The 25,492-nt window shown below is 40.5% G+C and carries 28 protein-coding genes; 10 read left to right on the top strand and 18 right to left on the bottom strand.

What is annotated here, in order from left to right; genetic code table 11:
• Positions 1 to 228 precede the first annotated feature (228 nt).
• The 9 genes from MKZ26_RS16440 to MKZ26_RS16400 form a co-directional block, all read right to left on the bottom strand.
• The gene (locus tag MKZ26_RS16440; RefSeq protein ID WP_340766825.1) at positions 229 to 618 is read right to left on the bottom strand and encodes a hypothetical protein; all 390 of its coding nucleotides are present in this window, start codon (positions 616 to 618) and stop codon (positions 229 to 231) included.
• Positions 615 to 782: a hypothetical protein gene (locus tag MKZ26_RS16435; RefSeq protein WP_340766824.1), complete on the bottom strand. Its 168-nt coding sequence runs from the start codon at positions 780 to 782 to the stop codon at positions 615 to 617. Before MKZ26_RS16435 ends, MKZ26_RS16440 begins: the two co-directional genes overlap by 4 nt.
• Positions 783 to 1,550: 768 nt before the next feature.
• The gene (locus tag MKZ26_RS16430; protein ID WP_340766823.1) at positions 1,551 to 1,907 is read right to left on the bottom strand and encodes a YxeA family protein; all 357 of its coding nucleotides are present in this window, start codon (positions 1,905 to 1,907) and stop codon (positions 1,551 to 1,553) included.
• A gap of 11 nt (positions 1,908 to 1,918) precedes the next feature.
• Positions 1,919 to 2,962 (bottom strand): DUF418 domain-containing protein, encoded by a 1,044-nt coding sequence (locus MKZ26_RS16425; protein WP_340766822.1) that lies wholly within the window; start codon positions 2,960 to 2,962, stop codon positions 1,919 to 1,921.
• 48 nt (positions 2,963 to 3,010) lie between these two features.
• Positions 3,011 to 4,150, bottom strand: a complete 1,140-nt coding sequence (locus MKZ26_RS16420; protein ID WP_340766821.1) for a VanZ family protein — start codon at positions 4,148 to 4,150, stop codon at positions 3,011 to 3,013.
• Positions 4,151 to 4,286: 136 nt separating this feature from the next.
• Positions 4,287 to 6,266 (bottom strand): ABC transporter permease, encoded by a 1,980-nt coding sequence (locus tag MKZ26_RS16415; RefSeq protein WP_340766820.1) that lies wholly within the window; start codon positions 6,264 to 6,266, stop codon positions 4,287 to 4,289.
• Positions 6,244 to 7,032: an ABC transporter ATP-binding protein gene (locus tag MKZ26_RS16410; protein WP_340766819.1), complete on the bottom strand. Its 789-nt coding sequence runs from the start codon at positions 7,030 to 7,032 to the stop codon at positions 6,244 to 6,246. Before MKZ26_RS16410 ends, MKZ26_RS16415 begins: the two co-directional genes overlap by 23 nt.
• Positions 7,033 to 7,134: 102 nt before the next feature.
• A complete protein-coding gene (locus MKZ26_RS16405; RefSeq protein ID WP_340766818.1) occupies positions 7,135 to 8,157 on the bottom strand; it encodes a sensor histidine kinase in 1,023 nt (340 codons plus the stop codon).
• Positions 8,158 to 8,172: 15 nt separating this feature from the next.
• Positions 8,173 to 8,856, bottom strand: coding sequence for a response regulator transcription factor (locus MKZ26_RS16400; protein ID WP_340766817.1), 684 nt, complete (start codon positions 8,854 to 8,856; stop codon positions 8,173 to 8,175).
• Positions 8,857 to 9,102: 246 nt separating this feature from the next.
• Here MKZ26_RS16400 and MKZ26_RS16395 point away from each other — a divergent pair, with 246 nt between their 5' ends.
• From MKZ26_RS16395 to MKZ26_RS16360, 8 genes are all read left to right on the top strand, one after another.
• Positions 9,103 to 10,233 carry a betaine/proline/choline family ABC transporter ATP-binding protein gene (locus MKZ26_RS16395; protein ID WP_340766816.1) on the top strand — a complete coding sequence of 377 codons (1,131 nt, stop codon included), beginning with the start codon at positions 9,103 to 9,105 and terminating at the stop codon, positions 10,231 to 10,233.
• Entirely contained in the window at positions 10,230 to 10,883 is a 654-nt protein-coding gene (locus MKZ26_RS16390) for an ABC transporter permease (RefSeq protein ID WP_340766815.1), read from the top strand. The genes MKZ26_RS16395 and MKZ26_RS16390 overlap by 4 nt, the downstream gene beginning before the upstream one ends.
• A 2-nt stretch (positions 10,884 to 10,885) precedes the next feature.
• The gene (locus MKZ26_RS16385) at positions 10,886 to 11,776 is read left to right on the top strand and encodes a glycine betaine ABC transporter substrate-binding protein (RefSeq protein WP_187046112.1); all 891 of its coding nucleotides are present in this window, start codon (positions 10,886 to 10,888) and stop codon (positions 11,774 to 11,776) included.
• A gap of 172 nt (positions 11,777 to 11,948) precedes the next feature.
• Positions 11,949 to 12,854, top strand: coding sequence for a hypothetical protein (locus tag MKZ26_RS16380; RefSeq protein WP_340766814.1), 906 nt, complete (start codon positions 11,949 to 11,951; stop codon positions 12,852 to 12,854).
• A 24-nt stretch (positions 12,855 to 12,878) separates the two neighbouring features.
• Positions 12,879 to 13,508 (top strand): DUF4129 domain-containing protein, encoded by a 630-nt coding sequence (locus tag MKZ26_RS16375; protein ID WP_340766813.1) that lies wholly within the window; start codon positions 12,879 to 12,881, stop codon positions 13,506 to 13,508.
• A gap of 36 nt (positions 13,509 to 13,544) precedes the next feature.
• Complete coding sequence (locus MKZ26_RS16370) at positions 13,545 to 14,678, top strand: DUF4350 domain-containing protein (protein WP_340766812.1); 1,134 nt, start codon at positions 13,545 to 13,547, stop codon at positions 14,676 to 14,678.
• On the top strand, positions 14,675 to 15,604 hold the full coding sequence (locus MKZ26_RS16365; RefSeq protein ID WP_340766811.1) for an AAA family ATPase: 930 nt from the start codon (positions 14,675 to 14,677) through the stop codon (positions 15,602 to 15,604). Before MKZ26_RS16370 ends, MKZ26_RS16365 begins: the two co-directional genes overlap by 4 nt.
• Positions 15,555 to 16,916 carry a DUF58 domain-containing protein gene (locus MKZ26_RS16360; protein ID WP_340766810.1) on the top strand — a complete coding sequence of 454 codons (1,362 nt, stop codon included), beginning with the start codon at positions 15,555 to 15,557 and terminating at the stop codon, positions 16,914 to 16,916. Before MKZ26_RS16365 ends, MKZ26_RS16360 begins: the two co-directional genes overlap by 50 nt.
• On the opposite strand, the gene MKZ26_RS16355 is transcribed toward MKZ26_RS16360, so the two are convergent.
• The gene (locus MKZ26_RS16355; protein ID WP_340766809.1) at positions 16,894 to 17,874 is read right to left on the bottom strand and encodes a stage II sporulation protein M; all 981 of its coding nucleotides are present in this window, start codon (positions 17,872 to 17,874) and stop codon (positions 16,894 to 16,896) included. The two genes, MKZ26_RS16360 and MKZ26_RS16355, sit on opposite strands and share 23 nt — an antisense overlap.
• Positions 17,875 to 18,120: 246 nt before the next feature.
• Between MKZ26_RS16355 and MKZ26_RS16350 the strand changes: the two genes are divergently transcribed.
• Complete coding sequence (locus MKZ26_RS16350) at positions 18,121 to 18,924, top strand: RDD family protein (protein WP_067213522.1); 804 nt, start codon at positions 18,121 to 18,123, stop codon at positions 18,922 to 18,924.
• Complete coding sequence (locus tag MKZ26_RS16345; protein ID WP_340766808.1) at positions 18,906 to 19,085, top strand: hypothetical protein; 180 nt, start codon at positions 18,906 to 18,908, stop codon at positions 19,083 to 19,085. Before MKZ26_RS16350 ends, MKZ26_RS16345 begins: the two co-directional genes overlap by 19 nt.
• Here the strand turns inward: MKZ26_RS16345 and MKZ26_RS16340 are convergent.
• From MKZ26_RS16340 to eutL, 8 genes are all read right to left on the bottom strand, one after another.
• The gene (locus MKZ26_RS16340) at positions 19,082 to 20,065 is read right to left on the bottom strand and encodes a nuclease-related domain-containing protein (RefSeq protein WP_340766807.1); all 984 of its coding nucleotides are present in this window, start codon (positions 20,063 to 20,065) and stop codon (positions 19,082 to 19,084) included. The genes MKZ26_RS16345 and MKZ26_RS16340 overlap by 4 nt on opposite strands.
• 311 nt (positions 20,066 to 20,376) lie before the next feature.
• Complete coding sequence (gene mdh, locus MKZ26_RS16335) at positions 20,377 to 21,318, bottom strand: malate dehydrogenase (protein ID WP_340766806.1); 942 nt, start codon at positions 21,316 to 21,318, stop codon at positions 20,377 to 20,379.
• Between the two features lie 23 nt (positions 21,319 to 21,341).
• A complete protein-coding gene (locus MKZ26_RS16330; protein WP_067213526.1) occupies positions 21,342 to 21,704 on the bottom strand; it encodes a BMC domain-containing protein in 363 nt (120 codons plus the stop codon).
• A complete protein-coding gene (locus MKZ26_RS16325; RefSeq protein WP_067213527.1) occupies positions 21,679 to 21,981 on the bottom strand; it encodes a EutN/CcmL family microcompartment protein in 303 nt (100 codons plus the stop codon). The genes MKZ26_RS16330 and MKZ26_RS16325 overlap by 26 nt, the downstream gene beginning before the upstream one ends.
• 15 nt (positions 21,982 to 21,996) lie before the next feature.
• Complete coding sequence (gene pduL / locus MKZ26_RS16320) at positions 21,997 to 22,869, bottom strand: phosphate propanoyltransferase (protein ID WP_340766805.1); 873 nt, start codon at positions 22,867 to 22,869, stop codon at positions 21,997 to 21,999.
• 35 nt (positions 22,870 to 22,904) lie between these two features.
• Positions 22,905 to 23,192, bottom strand: a complete 288-nt coding sequence (locus tag MKZ26_RS16315; protein ID WP_067213529.1) for a BMC domain-containing protein — start codon at positions 23,190 to 23,192, stop codon at positions 22,905 to 22,907.
• A 127-nt stretch (positions 23,193 to 23,319) separates the two neighbouring features.
• Positions 23,320 to 24,786 carry an aldehyde dehydrogenase family protein gene (locus MKZ26_RS16310; RefSeq protein WP_445683463.1) on the bottom strand — a complete coding sequence of 489 codons (1,467 nt, stop codon included), beginning with the start codon at positions 24,784 to 24,786 and terminating at the stop codon, positions 23,320 to 23,322.
• Positions 24,787 to 24,844: 58 nt separating this feature from the next.
• On the bottom strand, positions 24,845 to 25,492 hold the full coding sequence (eutL, locus tag MKZ26_RS16305) for an ethanolamine utilization microcompartment protein EutL (protein ID WP_340766803.1): 648 nt from the start codon (positions 25,490 to 25,492) through the stop codon (positions 24,845 to 24,847).

Below are 25,492 nucleotides of genomic sequence, written 5' to 3'. Positions count from 1 at the left end.
CCTTGTATAGTCCATACACAACTGGTTGACATAACATCAGTTCACGGAAGTAGTTAACTTCTTTACGCAATAAGAATTCTCGGAAGTTGATCATACGCCATAACCCCTTATAAACCCTCATTTCATCTCCAACGGTCCTTCGTTTTCTGTATGCATCAAATATACATTGTTGAGTTAACGGGCTTTCTGGTGAACGTCAGGCCTGTCTACATGAATAATTATGCAGATTTACCTCAACGATGAGCAGATAAAAAAACCTCCCTGGAAAGTCATGGGGGGGCATTCGAATTTATCCATAAAATCAACCAAAGCTAAATGTAAAATGTCCGATTTATTGAGACGTTCTGCTTCGCAAAACACATCAAAGCGCTCCCCGATGCTTTGATCAATCACAATGGTCTTTCGCGTTTTCTCTTCTTGTGGAAGCTGTTTAATTCGATCGTGAAGCGTTAGCTCCATTTCGATTGTTGGGGCTGATTCTTGCCATGACTTTAACATCTCTTTGATGGCCCGTATTTCGTCTTCAGTGAATTGCTCAAGAATAGCATGTGAATCTTTTGTAACGATCTTGGGAACCGGTTGTGAATGTGATTTCTTGGCCGATGATTTGGATTTCACAAAGTCGAAAATGCTTTTATCAAGTGGTTCATCGCTGTCGCCAACGAAGGTCCACCCCTTGGAGTTGCACTACTGTATTTATAGCCTGCTGCATTCAATGCGCTCGCAAGAGGTTCCTTTCTAATGCCATCGATTTGCTTAGCTACATCCGTATGTACGTCCATATAAAATCATTCGCTGGACCAACCATTAGCGCATCCATAAACATAGCGATACCCCACTTTCTCATTAAGTTTTTTAGTTGTTTATCATTCTCTACCCCAAAACAGAAATAATCCACCTTATTTTGTTCGCTAACCATTAGCCTTTCGCGACAAGAACCTAAACAAACGTGAGTAAAAAATAAACATTTCGCTTTTAAAAAACGAATAATCAAAATTCAAAAACCTCTGTCTGATACTTCTTTTATCGACAGGCGAATTTTATATTTCTCACATTCCTTCTATTTTTTATATCCCTAAAAAGTAAAATTGCATCTTAAAGATGGAGGGATTATCATAATAAAAAGAATGCTTGTATTATTTAAGCCTGGTTGGGAAGCTTTGGACTTTCACCTCACAAATTTCATCATTCCGTAAAGAGTAACCCAATTTCCAATCGCTAGTAAAAACACCGGATTCCTAATTGGAATCCGGTGTTTTTATAGTCTGATGCTTTCCTATTCTGCTAATCAAGGAATTTCAGATAACTAATCCGTTTACACTTGATTATCGCCATTTTGTCCGACTAACTTTCCAGTGAAATGTTTACTACTTTTTCCGTATATAGTTGATATAGTAATACCGAAGATAACGATATCGATGCCGTTTTCGAACTAGAAACCCAATACTCATACTTTCACCTTTAACGCGATTATCAAAGTTGCTATAGCAATTATCTGTATAACATTCATGATTTAATAAATATTAATCACCTTAGAATTCATCTTTCATTCAATTCAACATGTCCTTTGCCTTTGCGGGAATCTCTTCCTTTTTCACTTCTTGATAGGAAGTTACTCCCTTTCCTTTCTTTATAAACAACTCCAAATATGCATCTTTACGCAATTCATGATCACCTGTAAACGTAAACTCTTTTTCATTTCCTTTTTTATCAAATGCCGACAGTGTGTATTCGTATCGAACATATAGCTCTCCGCTAGGTGATTTGTACTCGAGTTTAGTACCACTTTCCGTGATTTGAACATAATAACTTTCAGCTCCTAATCGATTGAAACCCACAGTTCTCAAGGCCGTTAGGAGACCAATGATAACAACTATGACTGCAATTGTTGCGATTACTTTCTTCATGATTTTGCTCCTTATCTATTTGTAGTTGGATTTTTTCGCCCATAGGTCATAAAACGCCATAACTTCTCCAATGGCCCCATCTTGAAAAATTTAAACCATAGGACACTGAAAAGTATTTGGATAATGAAAATAATACTGGCAATCAAGACGGTTTGACTTGGCGATACAAATTTAATTCCCATTAGTGACATGATTGTCAATGCAATGAAACTTTGAGCAACATAGTTAGTCAAAGCCATTTGACCAACGCGGGCAACAGGTTGAAGTAAATGCACAATAGTCTTATTTTCAAGCACTAAGAACATCGTTGACAGATAAAACAGCACGGCAGGAATTGTGCCAAGAGAAATAATTAGATTCACATTTTCTGCATCTTGTTGCATTGACATCCAAATCCATACAGAAAAACAAATAACGATTGGCAGTGTCACAATCTGAATCCATCTGACTTGCTTTTGCAATCGGCCAATTTGTCGTGGCCAGTCCGCTTTTGCAACTAAGAAACCAGCTAAAAACATAATGTAAACCAGTACTGCATCATCATTTCCAATTGAAGTCATGGAACTGGCCATTGTCGGAATGACTAACGCCATAATCAGCGCAATCAGGTAAACGCAAGTGAAGCCTGCCAGCCATTTTTTGATGGTCGAGATTTGTACCCTGTAAAATGGGAGGAGAAGAAATCCGATAACAGCATAGGCTGCTAAAATAGATCCCCAAAATATGATTGCGTGAATGATACCGAGTACCAATAAGCTAAGCAAACGGCGAACAAAACGCCATCTTGGCTTATCTCCACGCTGCTGGGCACGTGATGTAAAAATGTAGAAACCGATACCGAACAGGAAGGAGAATATGGAGAAGAATTTCTTTTCCACCAGGATATGAATGAGCATATCTACATAATGATTCATACCACTATTTACGGGGAGAATATCACCTTCCATAACAACTTGATAAGCAGGTATGTTAATAAGCATAATACCAAACAATGCGATTCCACGGATAATATCCAATGAAATAATTCGTTCTTTTTTTGCGATTGTTGGGTTCATCCAACACTCCTCTTTCTTACAGGTAGAATAAGAACCTTATTTATTCATTTATTTTTTCGTATTTCTTCTTATAGAATTTATTTTGCTATACTCATTAAAATAAAGTGGCTTGTCTTTTTTTATCCAACGAATTAGTATATGTCCGATTACAGTCATCCATAAAAGCACTGATAAAAAAACAAGTCCGATTGAGAAAAGGAGTAACAGTAATTCTGCTTGACTTGCAAACTGATTTGCTACACCTGCAAGTCCACTGAAGAAATAAGGCAAGTAAATCGCAAGGTATCGTCTGCTTAAACTTGTAAACCATTTGGTCGTGTCGGGCTGTAATTTCATCCGAACAATTCTTGAACCTAGTGTATAGCCCTTCCAAATCATCGGTACAATTACAATTCCCACAAATAGGACAACCGTAAAGAGCGCAAATTCGGTAAACGCACCTGTCCATTTCATCACATTCACAACAACACCCGTGATGAACCTAACTAGAATAATATCCAAAATAAGTCCAAAAAGTTGTGCACCTATGGTCGATTGTTCTTCATTCATATGCGTTTCATCCTCTTCATTTAACTTATCTCTTGAAGGAATAAACGCTAAAAACAGGGGTGCAAAAAGAAAGCCAAGAAAGGTGCCAAGTGTATTCGCCATTAGATCATCGACATCAAACAGCCGGTATGGACATGTAAAAATCCCAAAAACACCCGTTAACTGCGTAATTTCAAAAAACAAAGACACGCCGAATCCAATGAAAATCACATAAAACCATTTGTCCTTCGTTTTGAATAAATAACGTAAAAACACGCCAGCTGGAAATAATAGGAGTACATTAAATACGACTTGATACACCGAGAGAGCCCCAACCAATGATTTATATGAAGAGGGCCTTGACCAAACTACACCTGTATCATGTGCTATATCCTGGATGAATTGAAACGGTCGTAATTGCATATACGACATTATCGGATCTGCAAATTGACAATTATTCCGTACTATAGGTAAGGGTAAAATCACAAGAAAAAAGGCACTTAAACTGTAAAACAGGAAACTAATTATCAATAACGTACGCCAAAAACTAATGTACCCATATTTTCGGTATTGGTAGATTGCCCATGGCAAAGTCAAAAATGATGCGAGCATAAAACAGACAATAAATGCGATGAAAATTGGCATTATATGAGTTTGCAATTAATCCCCCCCTTCCTAACCATTACCTCTAACGTATTCTTGAAATGAATCCCTATTATCGAAAATGGCACCCAATTCACTTTTACATGAAAGAGTGCCACTTCGAAATTAGATCTATTCGTAAAGTTAAAATCAATTATAGTGCGGCTTTCACCGTTTTCCGATAATAGCCGACTGTCAAGAATGCGAATACGAGATAAATCAATGCATAAAGGCCCATAGCAATCGTTGTAGGTACTGTAATATCGGACATGAATAGGAACGACGCCGCTTTTATCGCAAAGATAGAATGCAATAGACCAATCAGTAGCGGCAAGCCAAAGACAAATACTTGTTTGCGGATAATTCCGCGCATAATATCTTTAACTGTAAAGCCAAGTTGACGAAGTGTTACATAACTTTTTTTCTCTTGTTCAGCTTCCGTCATTTGTTTGAAATACAAAATACTACCTGTTGAAATTAAGAACACCAATCCTAAAAATCCGGCGATAAAGATGAGAAGTCCATTACTTTGCATGGATTTTACATACGTCAAGTAATAATCGGTGCCGTATGACGATACGTTGTCTTGATTTGGGTTGCGGATAGAAGATGCAATGGCAAGTTGGTCTTTGTCTACTACATTAAAAACGCGGACATTCCTTACTATACTCTCTGGGGTCATCTCAACTATTTTTTCTGGTTTCATCGTTCTTTTATACTTTTCAAAATCGGCATCACTCACTACAAGTTGAGATCCCCAAACTGCGTTCACAACGTCCCCTTCACCATATTTCACAGCGGTAAATATACTTTTTGTTTCACCGCTTGTAATATACATCTCGAATGGTATCTTTATATCTTTTGCCATAGCCACCATGGAAGCATTATGAAAAATGACAGATCCATCTTTCGGCGTTTCAGCCTCGAAACCTGCTTGTTGTAATTGCTTAGCATTTACAAAATAGGCATTAAAAGTTTCTTCCCTCATATCAAGAAAAGAAGGGAAAACATCTTTTTCATGAGTTCCTTCCACTCCGAGTAATTCGATTGTCCCAGTTGTATAATCAATTCCATTTTCTTTTAACTCAACCTCAAAGTCCACTGCCGATATTTCGTTGTCTGAAAGCGGTGTTTCCGCCCCCTCTTCAAACGCAAAATCGAATGGCATCATGTAGCGCGTTTCTTTTTCCGTTGAATAATAAAGCGAATAGGAACCTGCAAGCATCGCTAATGTCACTGCAGATAAAACTGTAATAATGGTGAGCGAGTTCGCATTCCCTTTTAGACGGTGCATGAGTGAGGCAAGTGACAAACTATTGGAAAGTCCTAAATGTCCTTGCTTTCTCTTTCGTACTTGATAGAACAACCAACTGATTGTCACGCGGAATAGAAGATAGGTTCCTAATATCGTTGAGAATAAAACGCCAAGCATATTAAAGAATAACAATTCATTCAACATATGTGCCGATAACCAATAACCAAAGACAATCAATCCGATACCAAGCAAAGCAAGTATTGCCGATAGCCCACTTTTCGGCTTCTTCGGCTGTTCCCCTTGTTTGTCTGCATTGAATAGGCTAAGCAATGTATTACGATACACTTTAAACACCATTTGAATCGATGTAAGCGCAATGATAACAACGAATACAAGTGCTGTCTGTAAAACGGCCCCCATCGAAAACGATAGCTCTACAATGTCATTAAAGCCGACCAATTTCATAAGTATCAATAAAAACACTCTGGATAAAAGCATCCCGACACCGATTCCGATAACGAGCGCTCCGGCTCCAAGAAGTGTGTTTTCAATAATAAGGAGCCGTGCAACTGCCCCTTTCCTTAATCCAATCAATTGATACAGTCCAATTTCACTACTTCTTCTCCGAAGGAAAATCGAATTGGCGTAGATAACGAATATGCCAGCAATGAATAGAACCAAAATGCCCGCCACCTTGAATGCGGAATCCATCTTCATGGAGCTATTTGCCTGCTCAATAACTGCAGAATCATATTGCAACGTCGCGAATACAAAGTAAAGGACAACACTGAAAATCAGTGCAAAGAAATACAAATAATAATGCTTGATATTTTTCCGCATACTGCGGATGACAAGATCAAATAGTGTCAACGCTGTCACCCCCGAGAACGCCTTGAACTTTCAGGATTTCCTGGAAGAAGACTTGTCTCGTTTTATCGCCACGGTACAATTCTGAGTAAATGGTGCCGTCTTTCAAAAAGACAACGCGGCTGCAATAGCTCGAAGCAAGCGGGTCATGCGTCACCATCATGATTGTGACGTCCCGCTTTTTATTGACATCCTCTAATGTGCCTAATAGGGAAGATGCTGACTTAGAATCGAGGGCCCCTGTTGGTTCGTCTGCAAATACCATAGAGGGTCTATTAATAAGAGCACGTGCAGCAGATGTCCGCTGTTTTTGACCACCTGAAATTTCGTGCGGGTATTTGTGTGCGAGGTCTTTAATGCCAAGAATGTCTGCGATTGCCGTGAACTCAGCTTCCGCTTCTTTTTTATTCATCTTACCAAGTGATACAGGCAGCAAGATGTTTTCTTTCACAGTCAATGTATCCAATAAATTATAGTCTTGAAAAATGAATCCTAATTTTTCACGACGAAAGGCGGAAAGTTCCCGATCTTTCATCTTCGAAATATCGGAATCACCGATGAGGATAGACCCCTCTGTCGTACGGTCAATCGTCGCAAGGACGTTGAGCAATGTTGTCTTTCCTGCTCCCGAAGAGCCCATAATCCCGACAAATTCACCTTCATGGACACGAAGTTCGATGCCTTTTAGTACTTGTTGGACATTGCTGCGTGATCCATAGGACTTTCGAATATTCTGCGCATGCAGAACTGTTTTTTTTGTTGTATGTGTTTTATTCATATAAAATGGCCTCCCTGTTTGCTATGTCCCTATCTTATCCCGCCTAGTGCATTGGGTCGTTTGATTTGCATGACAAACAGGTCGTCCAACGTTACATAAACGTCACGTTAGTACGGAGTCGAATTCATTCTCAGTCATGAATGTCAGTCGCATTGTCGTTCCTTGCCCCGCTTCGGATTGCGCAGTAAGTGTGATGCCAATCTTGACAGCAACGGTTTGTGCGAGGTAAAGTCCTAGACCTGTTGCTGCATTATGTAGTCTTCCTGTACCGCCAGTGAATCCCTTATCGAATAACCGAGGCAAGTCATGCGATGGAATACCAGGTCCTTCGTCTCTTATGGTTAGAACCACATTGCCACTTTCTACAACGTTTGTTGTGATCCAAATTGTTCCGCCTGACGGACTATACTTCACTGCATTCGTCAACACTTGACGGATTATGAACCGACACCATTTACTATCCGTTACAACTTCAATCGCTTCATCTTCAAATTCGATTGCCATATTTTTTTGCCTGCACCACGATGCAAGCTCGCGCACTTCCGCAGCTACAAGCTGGTGGATGCCGCTTTTTCCGACAACATAATCCGATTCCAAAGAAGGCAAACGGGAAATGTATAACTGCTGGTCGATGAGCAAATGAACACGTAGCCACTCCGTTTCGATTTTCTGCAATGCCGGTTCACTTCGATTGGCTTCAATCACCAATTTCATAGCAGTCAGTGGTGCTTTCACCTCATGTACCCAAGCTGCCGTATAATCACTTTCAATCACGTTAGTTGCTTTTAAATCGTACAATCTTTTCGTATAATCATCCGCAACTTGCCGCAACATCTTATTCGTTATTGTGTCACGTATTGATAACGGCTCCGGCAGCGCTTCTTGCCAATCTTCTTCAATTATTCCATTGGGCGGGATTAATGCTTTCATAAACTTCATTTCCTTGAAATAGCGCCATATGAAAAAAGTGAAGAACACACTCAGCAGTAAAACGTTAAAATACAAAACAGATGAAAATGCCGCATCGATTCCAGCGTCCAGCCAAATAACTATATCCGCAAACCCGAGTGCCGCTATAAAAAAGAGAATCCAACTTTTCATATCCATCAGATAACTTATAAACAAAAAAATAGCCCCTTCCTACAGCGTAGTCGCCATATAGCCCAGTCCTTTTTTCGTGACGATTGCTTCACCGAGGCCCAGTTCCGTGAGCTTTTGACGGAGGCGCGTAACATTCACCGTCAATGTATTATCGTTAACAAAACGTTCATCATCCCATAACTTACGGATTAACTCATCCCGTGAAACAATCTCGTCATTTGATTGAACAAGCACCGCTAATATGAAAAATTCATTTTTCGTCAATTCGACCTCATTGCCGCCTAAACGGATGACACCGCGCTTCATGTCAATCATCGCTCCATTCCATTCGAGTACATCCGGCGCTTCTTCACCGTATGCGTATGTCCGTCTTAAGAGTGCCTGAATTTTTGCAAGCAATACATCTGAATGGAATGGTTTCTGAACATAATCATCCGCTCCCATATTCATCGCCATAACCATATCCATCGGGTGATCTCGCGATGATAGAAAGATAATAGGTACCTTCGAAATTGCACGAATTTCGCGGCACCAATGAAAGCCATCATAGGAAGGCAACTGAATATCCATAATAACAAGATGCGGTTTTTCATTAATAAAATCGGCCATGACATCATGAAAGTCATTCGGTCCAGTTACATTAAAAGACCATTGCCCCAGTCGCTCTTTCAGTGAATCAAAAATTGCTTTATCGTCCTCTACGACGAAAATTGTCATATCCATTGCCGATGCACTTCCCTTCTATTATCCATTCTAAAGGAACATACAACAGACAGGCAATTTGGACACTTCCGGGATATCATGCAAAAAAAACTCAAAACCTGCTCCGAATATGATATACTAAAGGAGTGAGACATCACTCCGATCGTTATCTGGAGTGCAAAGTGTCTGCTTTTTTTTAACTCCGAATGATTTTTTCATCTACTATTCGGAAATAAATTCGTTGTGAAAAACTACAGGGAGGTACACATGCTCAAATTTGAAAATGTAAGCAAAGTGTTCGATGGTGGATTTCAAGCAGTAAAATCTGTCAGTTTCGATATTCCAACAGGAGAGTTTCTTGTCCTCATTGGACCAAGTGGTTCCGGAAAGTCGACAACAATGAAAATGATTAACAGAATGGAGCCCCACACAAGCGGTAAAATCACAATCAACGGTAAGGATACCAACTCCTACAACGCCTCTGAACTACGCCGGAACATCGGGTATGTCATTCAGCAAATCGGGCTTTTCCCCCACTATACAATTGAAAAAAACATTGCAATAGTACCCCAGCTAAAAGGTTGGAACGACAAAGAAATTAAGGCGCGCGTTAACGAACTTCTTGAATTAGTTGGTCTTGATCCTGAAATTTATGCAACTCGTTATCCAAAGGAACTTTCAGGCGGACAACAGCAACGTATCGGTATCGCAAGAGCGCTTGCAGCGGATCCTGATGTTATTCTGATGGATGAACCCTTTAGTGCACTCGATCCACTGACACGTGAACAACTTCAAAATGAATTTCTCTCCTTGCACAAGAAGTTGAAAAAAACGATTGTTTTTGTTACACATGATATGGATGAAGCGCTAAAAATGGGCGATCGCATCGCCATTATGAAAGATGGTAAGCTGCTACAGTTGGACACCCCAGAGAAATTACTTCACGAACCAGCCCACGGCTTTGTAGAGGAGTTCATAGGGAAACATCGGATTATCCAAAACCCTGAACTCATGCCCGTTATCGACATCATGTCAGAATCGGTTTACACCGCTCTCCCTCAATGGTCACCTGAGAAAGCACTTTCATTCATCCGTCAGCGAAAAATTACGAACCTTATCGTTGTCGATGATGACAATATATTAGTTGGAATTGTATCCGCACATGATCTTATTAAAAAATTAGACGACATTAAAATAATTGAAGAGATCATGGTTTCGCGAGAGCCGTTTTTATATGATACTGCGACGGCTAAAGACGCTATTATCATGATGAATGAAGCACCTTACGGCATTCTCCCAGTCATCGATAAAACACAAAAATTAGTAGGCGTTGTTACACGAGGTTCGCTGTTGTCCGCCATGTCCAGCCAGTGGACAGAAACGGGGGATATCCAATGAATAAATTAACTATTTGGCAACAACTTGTTGAACAATCCCAAATGCGCTGGAAAGAAGTACTTGAAGCGACATCAGTCCATATTCAACTTGTCTTCTTCTCGATGCTTATCGCCATTGTCCTCGGTATTACACTTGGTATTATTATTACACGCGTTCCAAAGCTCACCACGATTGTACTGGGTGGAGCAGGCGTCATGCAGACAATTCCAAGTCTTGCATTGCTCGGTTTCATGATCCCGATTTTCGGAATCGGCGTAAAAACAGCAATCGCTGCCCTATTCCTCTATTCCTTATTGCCGATTATCCGAAACACGTACACTGGTATTAAAGATGTCGACAAAGCAACAACCGAGGCTGCAAAAGGGATGGGTATGACAAGCATGCAAGTCTTGTTAAAAGTGGAACTACCACTTGCGATCCCCGTTATCATGGCTGGTATCCGTACAGCAGCAGTCATTAACGTCGGTACAGCAACACTTGCCGCTTTCATCGGAGCAGGTGGACTCGGTGATTTCATCTTCCTAGGTATTACTCGTGGAATTGATGGTTTGATTTTACTTGGGGCAATCCCGGCAGCAATCCTTGCGATTATCCTAGAAACACTCTTTAGTGGGATTGAACGCTGGACAACGCCGAAAGGATTGAAGTAACTATGAAAAAGAAATTCCTAGTTCTATTCTCGACAGTGCTCATTGTGAGTATGCTGTCGGGCTGTATTTTCATCGAAAAAGAGTCACTAACACTCGGTTCACGGAACAATACAGAAAGTATCATTTTGTCACATGTCATGGGGCAATTAATTGAAGATAAAACAGATATTGAAGTCATTTATAAAGAAAACCTTGGCGGCTCCAACGTTGTTTGGAACGCAATGTTAAACGGCCTTATCGACGTTATTCCTGATTATACAGGGACAATCGTCGTCAACTATTACCATGAAGATCCCGGCACAGCCGAAGAAACATTGGAAGCAACGAAACGACTCGTGGATGGCGACGGTATGATTGCGTTCAATACGTTTGGTTTCAACAATACGTATACACTCGCCCTTGATGAATCAAGAGCCGAAGAACTCGGTGTTGTGACATTCAGTGACTTCGCTAAAGTTTCAGAGGACTTCATACTAGGTGCAGTCTTCGAATTCATCGACCGCCCGGATGGTTTACCAGGCTTTCAAGAAGAATACGGACTGAAATTCAAAGACGTCAAAGGTATGGACCATGGTATCATGTACCGTTCCATTGGCGCGAAAGAAGTGGATGTTATCAACTCATATACGACAGACGGTCAGCTACAAGATTATGACTTACGTGTACTAGAGGATGATAAATCCTATTTCCCACCATACCATGCACTTCCAATCGTACGGAAAGAGACGTTAGTGGAGTACCCCGAAATTGAAGAGGTGCTCATTATGCTTGAAGGAATGATTGATGAAGAAGCAATGCAGAAAATGAATGCGAAAGTCGACAATGACGGTATGATGGTCGAACAAGTTGCGGAAAATTTCCTTATTGAGTCAGGATTAATAAAAGAAAAATAAGCCGTGAGTTCGAACACACGGTTGAAAATAAGTACCTTCATGGTGCTTATTTTTTTTGCCTAAAAGCTTAGATGACATGGACTTTTCCGAATACTTCTTCTGGTTCGCAAAACACTCACTATCAAAATAGTGTTAGAATAGTAAATATGAGAATTTTAAGGAGATGAATAAAATGAATGAAAGACTTAACAGACCAAAAGGATTTGGAGAAATCCTTGACCTAACATTTAGTTTAAGCAAAAGCAGGTTTCGGGATTTTTTCATTATTTCCCTTATTTTTATGGGTCCAATTTACTTGATTCAAGCATTGATTAGTCTGGCTTCAGGGGTAAGTTTTTTCAGAGAACTTGGTGCTGGTGAAGCTTGGCATGAAAAAATAATTTCAAGCTTCGAGGGAGCGGAATCCACGGGTCTAGGAGCCAATCTCGCAGCTTCTCTTGTAGGAATTACTAGTTTCTTCTTATTTCCAGTCGCTACGGCAGCCATTTTAATAGTCGTTAATCGGATAAGAAAAAATGAAACATACACCATTGGTTCAGTCATTAAACAAGCTTTTTCACGTTACGGTCCTATTATTGGTAGTACCATCTTATTTTCTTTAATAACAATTGGCTTGATCCTTATTCCAGTGTTTATTTTAGTGTTTTCACTAATAAGCTCCCTTGCCACTTCTTCAACTGTTGGAATAGTTTTAGGGATTATCCTATTCATAGCACTTGCTATCGGTGTTGGCTACCTGTTAACTCGTTGGAGCTTTTATCTTGGATCTGCTGTACTGGGTGAAGGTTCTCCAGGTTTCACAAGAAGTTGGAGACTAACTCGTAAACGCGGGTGGCCATTAATAGGACTCTATATTATTTTTTCTTTAATTATTGGCGTCATTAGTTTCACAATTGAATTAACTTTCGGCATATTTCTAGGAAGTAGTGTGCTACTTTCGATGATAATATCCCTGGCGAGTATATTTACGACAATGATTTTCTCTGTTGGCTATGCAGTCATGTACCTAGATTTAAAAGTCAGGCATGATGCAGACGATTTAAAAGAAATGATTGATGATTATAACGTGGTTCAATAATGAAACAATTAAAGGTGATAATCTATGGATAATGTAGATGACGCAAGAGATGAACTCGAAAAGATTTTAAACGAAACTGAGTATACGAATTATAGTGATCAGCCCAGTACTATATTTTCGATTTGGTTGGAAAAAGCTAAAAACTGGATTGCAGATCAATTAGACCATTTGTTTCCTGCATTAAAAACAACGAGTATGTTAGCTGGACCGATTTTGACGATTATAATTGTCATTACGATTCTATTAATGGTAACCGTACTATTTTTTGTTATACGTAATCGTAGTCGAAAAAGGAAGTTCCGTGAGACACCTCCCCTGCAGTCAACGCAGGAAATTAATTGGTCGTATCAAATGCATGTAACTGAAGCAATGAAACAGGAGGACTTGGAAAAGTTCTCTTCCGCTACTCGTCATCTATTTATAGCATTGCTCCTGTATTTCCATGAAAAAGAATGGTTAGAAGCAAGGATTTGGAAAACTAACTGGGAGTATTATGAAGAATTAAAGAAAGTAAATCAACAATCAGCCGATCAATTTCAACATCTCGCCTATTTTTTCGATGAAGCCACATATGGAGAGCGAGAAGTACAAAAAGAGGACTACGTTCAATTTCAGAAGGAAGTAATGAAATACCTAAGTGAAGCGGATGAATAAGCAAAGCGTTCAGGAGAAAGGAGGAAGGAAGATAGATTGCAGAACCCAATAGCGAATAAAAAAATATGGGTATGGCTAGTAATTCTTTTGACTGTGCTACTGTTTTCACGGTATATCTTAATCCAAGGACAACTAAAAGAGTATCCAATGTATGCTTCTGATTCTCCTTCTCCTACAGGTGTGAAGGCATTTTATACATACGCACTGAATCATCAGGATGTTGTCAAAAGATGGTCCGATTCTCCAAGCCAATTGCCAAACAAGCCAGCAAATCAACTACTCATTATGATCGAACCATACTTTACACCGAACAGTGCAGAACTGGACAGCTACAACCGCTTTATGGAAGCAGGAAATACAATCCTGTTATTCAAAGAAAATCCGAAAGGGATGTTTGGACTAGAAACAGAAGTCGTGGAAACTGACGCAGTAAATGTGTTTGACCCAGCAGGTGCTAGTTATCGTACTAAAACTGACGTGACTAGCCAAGTGAGGCTTCTAGAAAATGCTCAAGATGAAATCTTACTATCTGATGATGCAGGCACAATTGCATTAAAGCGAGTAGTTGGTGAGGGTCAATTGATTGTAACGAATTCACCGAAATGGATTATGAACGGAGAAATAGTAACGGATGATCATCTTGCACTCATTTTAGCACTTCTAAAAGACGTGGATAGCAAAGTCATTTTATTTGACGAATACATACATGATGTGAAAAATGCCACAACCATTTTGAACATTTATCCACGCTGGTTTTTGTTATTAATGATTCAAGGTGCCCTTTTGACAATTCTTTGGCTGTGGCACCATGGAAAGCGATTCGGACCTATTTTCATTTCAAGACAAGAAACAGTTCGCTTCAGTGATGAAGGGATAAAAGCTTTAGCTGCCTGGTATATTAGAGGGCATCGTTATCATGATTCGTTAGTTATTCAAGCTAATTATGTCATGACTTTGCTACAAGAACATTGGAGAATTCCTTATCATCAGGAATGGAAGGATCTCACCGCACAATTCGAACGAAAGTGGCCACATTTGGAAAAAGGAGAGATTCACTCCCTATTAAGTGGTTTGGCAGATATGTTAGAAAAGAGCACAGTGAGCAAGCAGGAATACTTGTTATGGTCTAAAAGACTAGAGAAGATCAGGAAAGAGGTTGAAGAAGGATGAGAGCACAAGTTTTAACCTTATTAGAAAAATATGAAGAACGTATTATAGGTCAAAGCACTAACCTCAAGCTTCTATTATCTGCAATTTTATCAGGAGGACATGTTCTACTCGAAGGAGTTCCGGGAACTGGAAAAACACAAATGGTTAGATCGCTCGCAGAACTTCTTGGCGGAAGTTTTCGCCGAATCCAGTTTACACCAGACTTACTTCCAAGTGATATTACCGGAAGTATGATCTACAATATGAAAGAAGGCACGTTTGAAACGCTAAAAGGACCTGTATTTACCAACATCCTTTTGGCAGATGAAATTAACCGAACGCCAGCAAAAACGCAAGCAGCACTTTTAGAAGCGATGGAAGAACAACAAGTTACCATTCAAGGAAACACGTATCCATTACCAGATGTGTTTTTTGTTGTGGCGACACAAAACCCGATTGAATTCGAAGGAACGTATCCCTTGCCTGAAGCTCAACAAGATCGTTTCCTATTTAAGTTAAAAATTGATTTCCCTTCATTTGCAGAAGAAAAAAATGTACTTAAACAAGTGATTGAAAAAACTTTTGATACAGGCCTGGTTACTCCCGTACTAGATATGGAGGCTTTCTTGACAATTAGAGAAGAAATTCAGCGTGTGACGATTGAGGATGGCGTGCTAGATTACATTATGCAGATTGTCAGAAAGACCCGGGAAACAGATTCAATCCGCTTTGGTGCGAGTACAAGAGCAGCGATTTCGATTGGTAAGGCATGCCAAGCATGGGCCTACTTAGCGGGTCGAGACTATGTGACGCCAGATGATATTAAAATAGTAGCGAAACCTTCATTAAGGCATCGGATTCAATTAGCGCCACATGTAGAAATGGAGGGAGCGGCCGTTGACCAAATCATTGAAGAACTTGTGGGCTCGGTTCCTGTTCCAAGGTAGAGGAATTTTACCGACGAAACGATTACTCAGTGCTTACCTAATCTTTTCGTTGCTTGTCATTTTACTTGGAAGCCTACTCGATATTACTTGGTCCTTGATCATTACCTTGAACGTCGGTGTTATTTTAGTAAGTTTACTGGATTTAATTTATTCACCTAAGAAAAGTCAACTGAGCTTTCGACGGACAATCACTAAAGAACTAGAGCGTAATCTCAGCTATACAGTAGAGATTGAAGTAAGTAATACTTCCGAATTTGATCTTCGCTTTTTCCTAGTGGATGATATTCCCCAGTCATTTGAGCGACCTTTTCCGCTCCGTGGGGAGGCTCCGAGGGTATCCGCAAGTATAGTTACATACGAAACAAATGCACCCGTTAGAGGTAAGTACGACATTGAGCGGCTGTACTTTCGTTATACAAGTCGTTTTGGGTTATGGGCAAAGCAACAGACGATTGAATTAGTCGATTCTGTAAAAGTGATTCCCGATTTAACAGAGACGAAACACTATTTAGGGAACGCTCAGCGTTTTTTATTATATGATGGCTCGAAAATTCGCAAGCAACAACGCGGTGTAGGAGATTTCGCACAGATTAGAAACTATGTTGTAGGTGATGATCCACGGATGATCAACTGGCGGCAAACTGCAAAGCTTCAAGAAGTGATGACTAATGAATATGAACCTGAGCATGGAAAGTATGTAACCATTTTAATTGATTGCGGGCGAATGATGGGCTCGGAACTAGCGATAGGCAATCGCCTTGAGAAAGCGCTGGAAGCCGCATTAACAGTGACCGCGGCGGCTTTACAAAAAGGTGATTATGTCTCTATAGTAGCATTTTCAAAAGAAGTGACAGTATTTATACCGCCCGCGAAAGGCATGACACATTTACAAACAATCCTTCAGGCAGTCTACAACCTTAAAGTCGATACAGCAGAGTCAAATTATGCGGCTGTGCTCACTTATTTGGAAACGATGCAAAAGAAACGAAGCTTGCTACTCTTATTTAGTGATGTACGCACATTTCTTCATGAGGAAAGCGCGCTAGTATATTTACAGCGTCTTAGACAAAGACATGTGTTTTTGATGATCGGAATTGAAGATGTGGCGATTTTGAAGAAAGCCAATGAGGTACCCGTAGACGTTCGAAGCGCGATGGAAAAAAGCATTGCCCAGCAGCAAGTTTTGATCAAGAAAAAAGAAAAATTAAAATGGGAAAAGCAAGGCCTACAAATGATTGAGGCCCGCGAGGACAAACTTGCAGTAGCTGCAGTTTCCCATTATATCGATATTATGAATCGTAATCTTTTATAAGCTGTCTTTTTGCTAGTAATACCCTGCCAATCACTATATACAGAACTAAGCCAAACACGGTTATGCATGCAACACTATACTTCGCTACCAAGGGAATCGCTGCTGGGGTGATGAAACCTTCGATCAATCCAGCAATTACAAATAAAGGAATTGTCCCTATCAAAAGTTGGACAGAACGTTGTGCCTGTATCTTTAACTGATAGCCTCTGGAAAATTGTCCTGGAACAAAGAGCTTATAGCCCATTAACAGACCGGCACCACCTGCGATAAAAATAGCTGTAAGCTCAATCATTCCATGGGGAACGATGTATGCCCAAAACTCATATGATTTCCCATAATGAAAGAACAAGCCAGCGAGGGCCCCCACTACAATACCATTATAAATGAGTACATAGACTGTTAATAAACCAAATGTGACCCCGCCGGCAAATGCCAGGATCGCCACATTAATATTATTTGTCATGATACTGGCGGACATCACCGAAGAATTAACCTGACCATCTGCACTACCTAGTTGTTCAGGATTCACACCTTGAGCTATTTCTGCTGGTAAGATCCCATGCATCGTTTGCGGATCATTGACAACCGCGAAAAAGCTTCCTACCCCACCTAATGTAAACAACAGCATTGCAGCAACGATAAACTTCCATTGTTCTAAAAATAGGCGAATAAATGTTGTGCTCAAAAAATGCCCGATTTGTTTCATACTCGATATTTGGTCTTTATATAAGAGATTATGCGATTTCGAAACAAGTCCATTTAAGTAAAGTGTTACTTCGTCCTCGGGAAAATACGTTTGTGAATAGGATAGATTCTGAGTTGCCTTTTGATAGAACCGATAAAATTTATCAATCGTGGCACCCGTCATACCGGATTTCCTTTTATGCATGATTGATACTAGATCTTCAAGCTGATTCCAATCATCACGATGCAACTTTACAAATTGCTTTATATTCATCTAGTCACCTTCTTGTTTTTTATTGATTGAAAGAGTTTCCAAAATACCTCTGTCTAGTTATGTTGAACTAATGATTCTATATAATCTCCAGCGTATGCGCCTCATAGGGGTAGCCGAGCGTTGTTGAGGGGATTCTTTATATCAACATATATAGTTAGTAACAAATGTATATAAATACAAGTATAGCAGATGAACTTGAACAACTTGTAATAAAATGAAAACTCCACCAGAAATGAGGAAATCATTGTGAAACAAGAGCAAGTAGGAATTAAAACGCCGGAATTCGTATCTCTTCAATTTCAGCTTGCGGGTCTTGGTAGTAGAGCCACAGGGTTTATAATCGACCAACTTATTCTACTCGTCGTGAATGCGTTAATCATTATTTCTCTTATTATCCTTTTTACTGGCGAGATGGACCTATTGGCTTATGCAGGTACAGACTCCCTTCTATTAGGACTTACAATCGTTGGCCTCTTTATTATTAACTCAGGGTATTTTATCGCTCTCGAATACTTTTCAGGCGGGAGAACAATTGGAAAGCGAATCGTCGGGATTCGAGCCATTCAGGAAAATGGCCATAGTCTGACACTCTTATCTAGTTTTATTCGTAACTTTCTTCGGATTGTTGATAATTTACCGGCAGGTTACTTTCTGGGCATCATAATGATTTACTTCCATCCAACACATAAAAGAATTGGTGACCTTGTGGCTGGTACAATCGTCGTTCATGAGAGAAAAGCGAAACGAAAGAAGAAGCTTTCACCGATTGAAAAAGAAATCATAGAAAAAGGCCTAACGAAAGACGATTTCACCATTGATGAGTGGGCTTTACAATCACTCAGCCAGAAAGATTGGAACCTCATTAACACCTATAGTAATCGTCTTATGCAGTTGCCAACAAACGAAAGATCTGAACTTACCCTACAAATGGCCGGATTATTATTTCCTAAATTAGGATTAGAAATAGCAGGAAAAAGCCACCTTGATTTAGAAAACACTTTGCTTGTCCTATACTTGATCTTGAAAGAGGAATGGGCGTACGAATTGTGACCACTTTAACGGTTGATATTAGGGTTATCACCGACATGGGTGGATTTATCACCGACTCCAACGAGATTATCACCGCCATGGGACACTTTATCACCGACTCGAACCAGTTTATCACCGTCATGGCCAAAATAACTCAAAATGAAAAAGCGCACTTGAATTAGGTGCGCTTTTCACATTTCAATCTGAGATTCATCGAGTAACTTCGATTTCGATTCGCCCCTTCCGTTTGTAAATCCATGCTGTTTAAAATCCGATTTGCTGTTTGTTGGCGATCAATGTGTAAAAATTCACGGCAGTCTTTGTTTTTCATTGCCCCTCCGAATAAAAGAAACCAATCACGGATTGCTTTTTTATGGGCATCTGGACTTGTCCCATCACATGCTGTACAATGCCAACCTTTCATATATTTTTCCATTCCAAAAAGACCGCATGATGGGCATGCAACGCCTGTTATAATTTTGTTCTGAATATCAGGGTAGGTGAAGCTGATTGGGGGTGGAATAAATTCGCGATGGCTGGCAACAAGTTCATGCCCTAGCCTTTTGAAGCTTGCATCGTCCAACAGTGGGGTATCTGTGGAAAGACTGCGAATGTAAGTGGGAACTGCCTTTGGGAATAGGAATGGAATTTCCGTGTCAAATAGTTCAATACGTTGTGTTGAATAAGCCAAAACGATTGCACCGTAAATCGGTAAATAGACATCGCGTGCTTGAAACCAGTCCCGCAGTAGCTCACAATTACTCTGCACTTGGGTAATAGGGCTGTTGAAACCCTTCACTTCCCCGTTGTCCAGTGTACGGATTAATTGTGGTGGATTATTAATTACTTTAAGTTTTCCAGCAATGTTCTTTACTTCAAAAATTATTGCATACGACGGTGTGATGAATAATGTATCCATTTGAAAATGAGTACTCGATGTAAGAGATAAATCATACAGGACTTGGTGTTTCATCGGAAAAGAATAGCTTTCAAATATCCTGTCTAGTTGCTGTTCTCCGCCGAACCCAGCTTTTACTGATGCGTATCTAGCCTTCAATAGAGGAAGAATCGTTCCTTGTTCTGGCGCTATACGCTCGATAGCCGCGTTTAACCCCTCAAGTAGCAATGGTTCCTTTCTTCGTTTACTGATGAATTTCCTCAACCTCCTTGCTAGTTTTTGACGTCTGCTTAAGGAAATCGTACCATATTCTAATCACAGAAACCATCATTAAAAAGAGTATTCAATTTATTATCTTTTTTTGACCAGCACATGGCATGCTATGCTCGCCTTTCCATTAGTTGTAGCTTCCCATCGCCTAGTTGAATTGCTGGTTTTATCACCGCCATGAACTTGGTTATCACCGCCTTGAAGCACTTTATCACCGACTCGAATGGATTTATCACCGCCTATCCCGATATCTTAATTTTCCAAGGCATCAAAAAAAGCATTCCGAATAACCGGAATGCCCTTGATTATTTATTACATATCTCAAGTACGGAACGAACTGATTCAACCGACTTGTCTAGCGCGGCCTTCTCTTCAATCGTTAACGGAAGCTCAATAATGCTCTCTATACCGTTCCCGCCAATCACAGCCGGGACACCTAAATATAAATCAGTATAGCCGTACTCTCCTTCTAGATAAGCAATTGACGGTAAAATCCTTTTCTTATCACGAATAATCGATTCGGCCATTTCGACAAGTGAAGCAGCTGGCGCATAGTATGCACTTCCGTTTCCAAGTAAGGAAACAATTTCACCGCCGCCTTTTCTCGTTCGCTCTACGATTTGATCCATGCGATCTTGAGGAATGATTTTCTCAAGGGGTATCCCACCTGCGTAGGAATACCTAACAAGAGGAACCATATCATCCCCGTGCCCCCCTAAAACAAACCCGGAAATATCCTCCACTGAAATATTCAACTCTTCAGCGACAAACGTATTAAAGCGGGCTGTATCAAGCACACCCGATTGACCAATGACTCTATTTTTAGGGAATCCCGTCGTTTTATAACAGACATATGTCATCGCATCTACAGGATTACTTAAAATTAAAACAGTGCTTTCGGGTGCGTATTTTTTCACTTGCTCCGATACAGCACGCATAATTTTTGCATTCGTATTGACAAGATCATCTCTACTCATACCAGGTTTTCTTGCAATACCTGCAGTAATGATGACCATATCCGCGTCTTGAATATGCTCGTAATTGGAAGTCCCCATTACTTTTGCATTGAAACCTTGAACAGGACCTGTTTGTAGTATATCAAGCGCTTTCCCTTTTACAGGGTTTTCTTGTTCAGGGATATCGAGCAATACAATATCACCCAACTCTTTTTGCGCTAGCATTAAAGCTACTGTGGCACCGGTATAACCCGCACCAATTACGGCGATTTTATTTCTCCGAAAAGCCAAATATGCTCACCCTTCCATAACCATTAACTATCAGTCTTTTTTGTTACCTGCTCTTTAGTAGTAGGTGCAGGTGTAAGTTTCACTTGTTTTTTCTGTTGTTCAAACTCATTATAGTCAAGGGGTTTAACCATTTTATAAACAGATTCGTCTGGACGCGGAATAACATGAGCTCCTAAAAGTTCACCTACACGCTTCGCAGCTTCACGGCCGGCGTCGACAGCTGCTTGCACAGCGCCAACATCACCTTGAACAATAACCGTCACGATTCCGCCGTCAATAAATTCTTGTTTTATCAATCTAACATTAGCCGCTTTAATCATTGCATCTGCCGCTTCCATGGAACCGACTAATCCTTTTGTTTCAATCATTCCGATTGCTTGACTCATCGATTTCACCTCTCTTCACTTCTGTTGAATCGATTATTCCAATCACAACCGCATCAATTGGAATGGGGTTATCTTTATCTATAAAACGCGATGAACCGCCACTTGTTACAATGACTTGATCACCAATTCCGGCGCCAAGTCGATCTGCGGCTACAAAATGTGTTCTCACCGGGTTACCATACGCATCTTCAGGTTGGATGATCAGTAATTTCACACCTTGTAATCCTTCTTCTTTGCGTGTTGCCCAAACGTTTCCAATCACTTTTCCTAAACGCATGACTATCACCTTTTTCTATTTTCTAACGGAAATAGATTTACCTAAATCTCTTGCTGTATCACGCGCAAGTGCTGTGACGATTGTTCCTTTTTCAACGATAATCTCAGTTGCCGTAATTTCTCTGACATCATCATTTGACAGCAACTTCTTTTTAAAATCATGCTGTTTTTCAACAATAATCTCTGACGTTTTATTGTCGACTAGTACGCTTGAACGAGCTTCACCAGAACGAATGACATGCCCAACCGTACCCTGCGTGATTAAACCTGCGTTTGCTTCATCTGTATCGATATGCATTTCTAAACGATACCGCTCAGAAACTCTAATCTTCACGTTACGATAAGCAATCGGTCGTATTCCAGCTACTTCTACCGTTACATACTCGCCATTTTGTACGCCCAATTGCATTGCGTCCTCGGGCTGCATATGAATATGAGCTTGGGCAATGATTAACCCTTCATCGAGATATAGACTTGCTTTTGTCCCGATTAACGTAAATGCTCCTGAACCTGCAATATTACCTGATTCACGAAGTGGCGGCTTAACGCCAAGCTTCATAGCATCTGTCCAACTGACTTCTGCTTGCGTCAACGAGCGCGCAGGACCAAGTACACGAACACGTTCAATGCTCCCTCTTGGACCTGCAATGACTACTGTCTCATTCGCTGCAAATTGATTTGGTTGGGATAAATCAGCTTTCTTCGTTAATTCATACCCTTTACCAAATAGTATCTCAACATGTTCTTGCGACAAATGGACGTGACGAGCAGAAACAGCGATTGGTATTGTATTTGGAGGAAGTACAGGTGCTTGTTTTGGTTCAATTTCTGCTTTTGTTAATTGGCCAAGTACTTCCCCCACAATTTTTTCAATCAATTGCTGATCCATGTCGTTACCGCCTTCCTGTTAAAAACATGCGAGTATTAGTTATCTGATTTAGGTAATAGCATTTCAAGCTCATCATGCGGTCTTGGAATTACATGAACAGATAGCAATTCGCCTACACGTTGTGCCGCTGCAGCTCCTGCATCTGTCGCCGCTTTAACTGCACCTACATCTCCACGTACTAAAACAGTTACAATTCCGCCACCTACGTGTACTTTACCAACTAGATGTACGCTTGCTGCTTTCACCATTGCGTCTGCTGCTTCGATTGCACCGATTAATCCTTTAGTTTCTACCATTCCTAATGCTGTACCTTCTCTATTCATGTCTGTTTCCTCCTAGTAATTTTTAGTTTGGTGTGTTGAAATGAAGCATTTCATTGAATCTGCTGCAGCGCTTGGGGATGCCTCTTTTAAGGCGCCTTCGCTAGTTTGCAGAGGTATTGAAGTATTCTTATTTAGATAATTGTTTCACGATTTCGTTGACTAAGTCTTTTACCATTTCAGGATTGACATTGTCACTTGAACTCATAGATTTCAATACTTGTGAGACTACTTGTTCTGTTACGTCTTCACTTGAATCAGCTGTATTTTTCGGAAGCTGTACTTCTTTAATGCCATAAGCCATTCGTTTAATGTTTAACAAATGCTTAGCTGTTACATTGTCGGATGTAATATTTCCCCCGAATGTCCCACAACCTAATGTCATCGAAGGCATTAAACCTGTTGTGCCCCCAACCGCTCCAACGGATGACATCGTGTTTACTAAAATACGTGAGACAGGCATATCCATCGCAAATTCACGTGCGATAGCGTCTGTTTCTGTATGAATGGACAGCGAATGCCCACGGCCGCCTAGGTTTAATAATGATAAACAAAGTTCTTTTGCATGATTCAGATCAGATGCTACATACATTGCGAAAACAGGGGATAACTTTTCAAGTGAGAAAGGAATTTCTTTTCCTACTTTTGTTTCCATCCCAACGATGACACGTGTCCCTTCGGGTAGTGTAATGCCTGCCAATTTCGCAATGACTTGTGGGCTTTTCCCAACAATTTTAGGATTCACTTTTCCCGGAACAGGTGAAACTACTTTTTCCATGATGCGCTTTTCTTCATCTGATAAAATATACGCACCGTTTTTCTTTAATTCGCGGTTAACTAGCTCTAAAATGTTGCGGTCTACCACTATTGCTTGCTCTGTTGCACAGATTGTTCCATAGTCGAACGATTTACTGTCGATGATATCTTTAACAGCTTTTTCGATTTTGGCAGAACGTTCAATATAAACGGGAACGTTGCCGGGACCGACTCCATATGCAGGTTTCCCTGAACTGTATGCCGCTTTTACCAATGCACTGCCACCCGTTGCAAGAATTAAGTTCACATCGGGATGCTTCATCAATTGTTGTGTCGCATCCATCGAAGCCATCGTTAAGCACTGGATCAACCCTTTTGGTGCTCCCGCCGCCACAGCCGCTTCGTCACAAACCTTTAACGCTTCGTTTGTACATTGAATTGCATAGGGATGGGGGCTTACGACAATTGAGTTTCTCGTTTTCAAAGCAATTAATGTTTTAAAAAACGCGGTTGACGTTGGATTTGTTGTTGGAATGATTGCTGCCACCACTCCAAAAGGAGCAGCTATCTCAACAACCTTTTTAACTTTATCCTCACCGACTACACCGACTGTTTTTAAATCTTTAATACTTTCGTAAACATCTCTTGAACCAACTTCATTTTTAATGGTTTTATGAGCGGCTACTCCCATTCCTGTTTCTTCTACTGCCATCTTACCTAGTCTTGCAGACTGTTCGTACGCCGCATCAGCAACCGCCTTAACGATACGATCCACTTGCTCTTGTGTAAAACTCATATAAGCTAATTGTGCTTCCTTAGCGATTTGCACTGCTGTACGCATTTCCTGGAGAGCTAATAAATCAGCATCTATTGCTATTACCACTGCACTCTCTCCTTTCCTAATATTCTAAAGGCCTCTTCGCCATATTCAAAATGGCTTCTCTAAACGCATCCGCCGCTGCTTGGCAAGAAGATTGACTGCCGGTTAGTAACCCTCCACCAAAGTTCGTTTCAGAAGGCGGAGCGAAAAATTCACACATACTAACGTCTGCCGACTTTAACGCCGCATCCAGTCCTACAATTGCTTCGATTGGCGGAGCGATTAAGTAAGCAAGCGATTGGCCGGGTGAAATCCCAGCAACCTCTGCCAAATAACTTCCACAGCTTGAAATTGTATGCGCATATAACGCATGATTTTCATCATCGTTGATGGCTTCAAAGTAAGCCGTATTTTCGATTGTGGTACGAATCGAATCAAGGCCGCTTTTCACTTCATCCGGAGATGAACCTGCTATGATGCCGATGAATTCTCCTGAAAGAGGACCCGATGCATGTGCCGATCCTGCGTAAAAACTTTTTGCATAGACCACTTCGACGTCCGAATCTTTCGTTGCCTGATCGGCAGCCGTATAACCCACGTCATCAATCGTTGTTGTAAATAACCCCAAACTCCGTTGGTAAGGCTTTAAATTAAACTTCGTAGCTAGCCCAGCATCTACATTAGGAATAACTTGCATAGACAACACTTCTGCATGAATTTTCTTCAT

It is taken from the genome of Sporosarcina sp. FSL K6-6792 (assembly GCF_038004885.1).
Classification (GTDB): Bacteria; Bacillota; Bacilli; order Bacillales_A; family Planococcaceae; genus Sporosarcina; species Sporosarcina psychrophila.
This window is presented reverse-complemented; position numbering and strand designations above follow the sequence as displayed.

Coding starts and splice junctions, on each gene's coding strand:
- MKZ26_RS16435 (WP_340766824.1), bottom strand. CDS start 782: ATGGACGTACATACGGATGTAGCTAAGCAAATCGATGGCATTAGAAAG.
- MKZ26_RS16430 (WP_340766823.1), bottom strand. CDS start 1,907: ATGAAGAAAGTAATCGCAACAATTGCAGTCATAGTTGTTATCATTGGT.
- MKZ26_RS16425 (WP_340766822.1), bottom strand. CDS start 2,962: ATGAACCCAACAATCGCAAAAAAAGAACGAATTATTTCATTGGATATT.
- MKZ26_RS16410 (WP_340766819.1), bottom strand. CDS start 7,032: ATGAATAAAACACATACAACAAAAAAAACAGTTCTGCATGCGCAGAAT.
- MKZ26_RS16400 (WP_340766817.1), bottom strand. CDS start 8,856: ATGGATATGACAATTTTCGTCGTAGAGGACGATAAAGCAATTTTTGAT.
- MKZ26_RS16395 (WP_340766816.1), top strand. CDS start 9,103: ATGCTCAAATTTGAAAATGTAAGCAAAGTGTTCGATGGTGGATTTCAA.
- MKZ26_RS16390 (WP_340766815.1), top strand. CDS start 10,230: ATGAATAAATTAACTATTTGGCAACAACTTGTTGAACAATCCCAAATG.
- MKZ26_RS16385 (WP_187046112.1), top strand. CDS start 10,886: ATGAAAAAGAAATTCCTAGTTCTATTCTCGACAGTGCTCATTGTGAGT.
- MKZ26_RS16380 (WP_340766814.1), top strand. CDS start 11,949: ATGAATGAAAGACTTAACAGACCAAAAGGATTTGGAGAAATCCTTGAC.
- MKZ26_RS16375 (WP_340766813.1), top strand. CDS start 12,879: ATGGATAATGTAGATGACGCAAGAGATGAACTCGAAAAGATTTTAAAC.
- MKZ26_RS16365 (WP_340766811.1), top strand. CDS start 14,675: ATGAGAGCACAAGTTTTAACCTTATTAGAAAAATATGAAGAACGTATT.
- MKZ26_RS16355 (WP_340766809.1), bottom strand. CDS start 17,874: ATGAATATAAAGCAATTTGTAAAGTTGCATCGTGATGATTGGAATCAG.
- MKZ26_RS16345 (WP_340766808.1), top strand. CDS start 18,906: ATGGGCGTACGAATTGTGACCACTTTAACGGTTGATATTAGGGTTATC.
- MKZ26_RS16330 (WP_067213526.1), bottom strand. CDS start 21,704: ATGAGTCAAGCAATCGGAATGATTGAAACAAAAGGATTAGTCGGTTCC.
- MKZ26_RS16325 (WP_067213527.1), bottom strand. CDS start 21,981: ATGCGTTTAGGAAAAGTGATTGGAAACGTTTGGGCAACACGCAAAGAA.
- pduL (WP_340766805.1), bottom strand. CDS start 22,869: ATGGATCAGCAATTGATTGAAAAAATTGTGGGGGAAGTACTTGGCCAA.
- MKZ26_RS16315 (WP_067213529.1), bottom strand. CDS start 23,192: ATGAATAGAGAAGGTACAGCATTAGGAATGGTAGAAACTAAAGGATTA.
- MKZ26_RS16310 (WP_445683463.1), bottom strand. CDS start 24,786: ATGCGTACAGCAGTGCAAATCGCTAAGGAAGCACAATTAGCTTATATG.
- eutL (WP_340766803.1), bottom strand. CDS start 25,492: ATGAAGAAAATTCATGCAGAAGTGTTGTCTATGCAAGTTATTCCTAAT.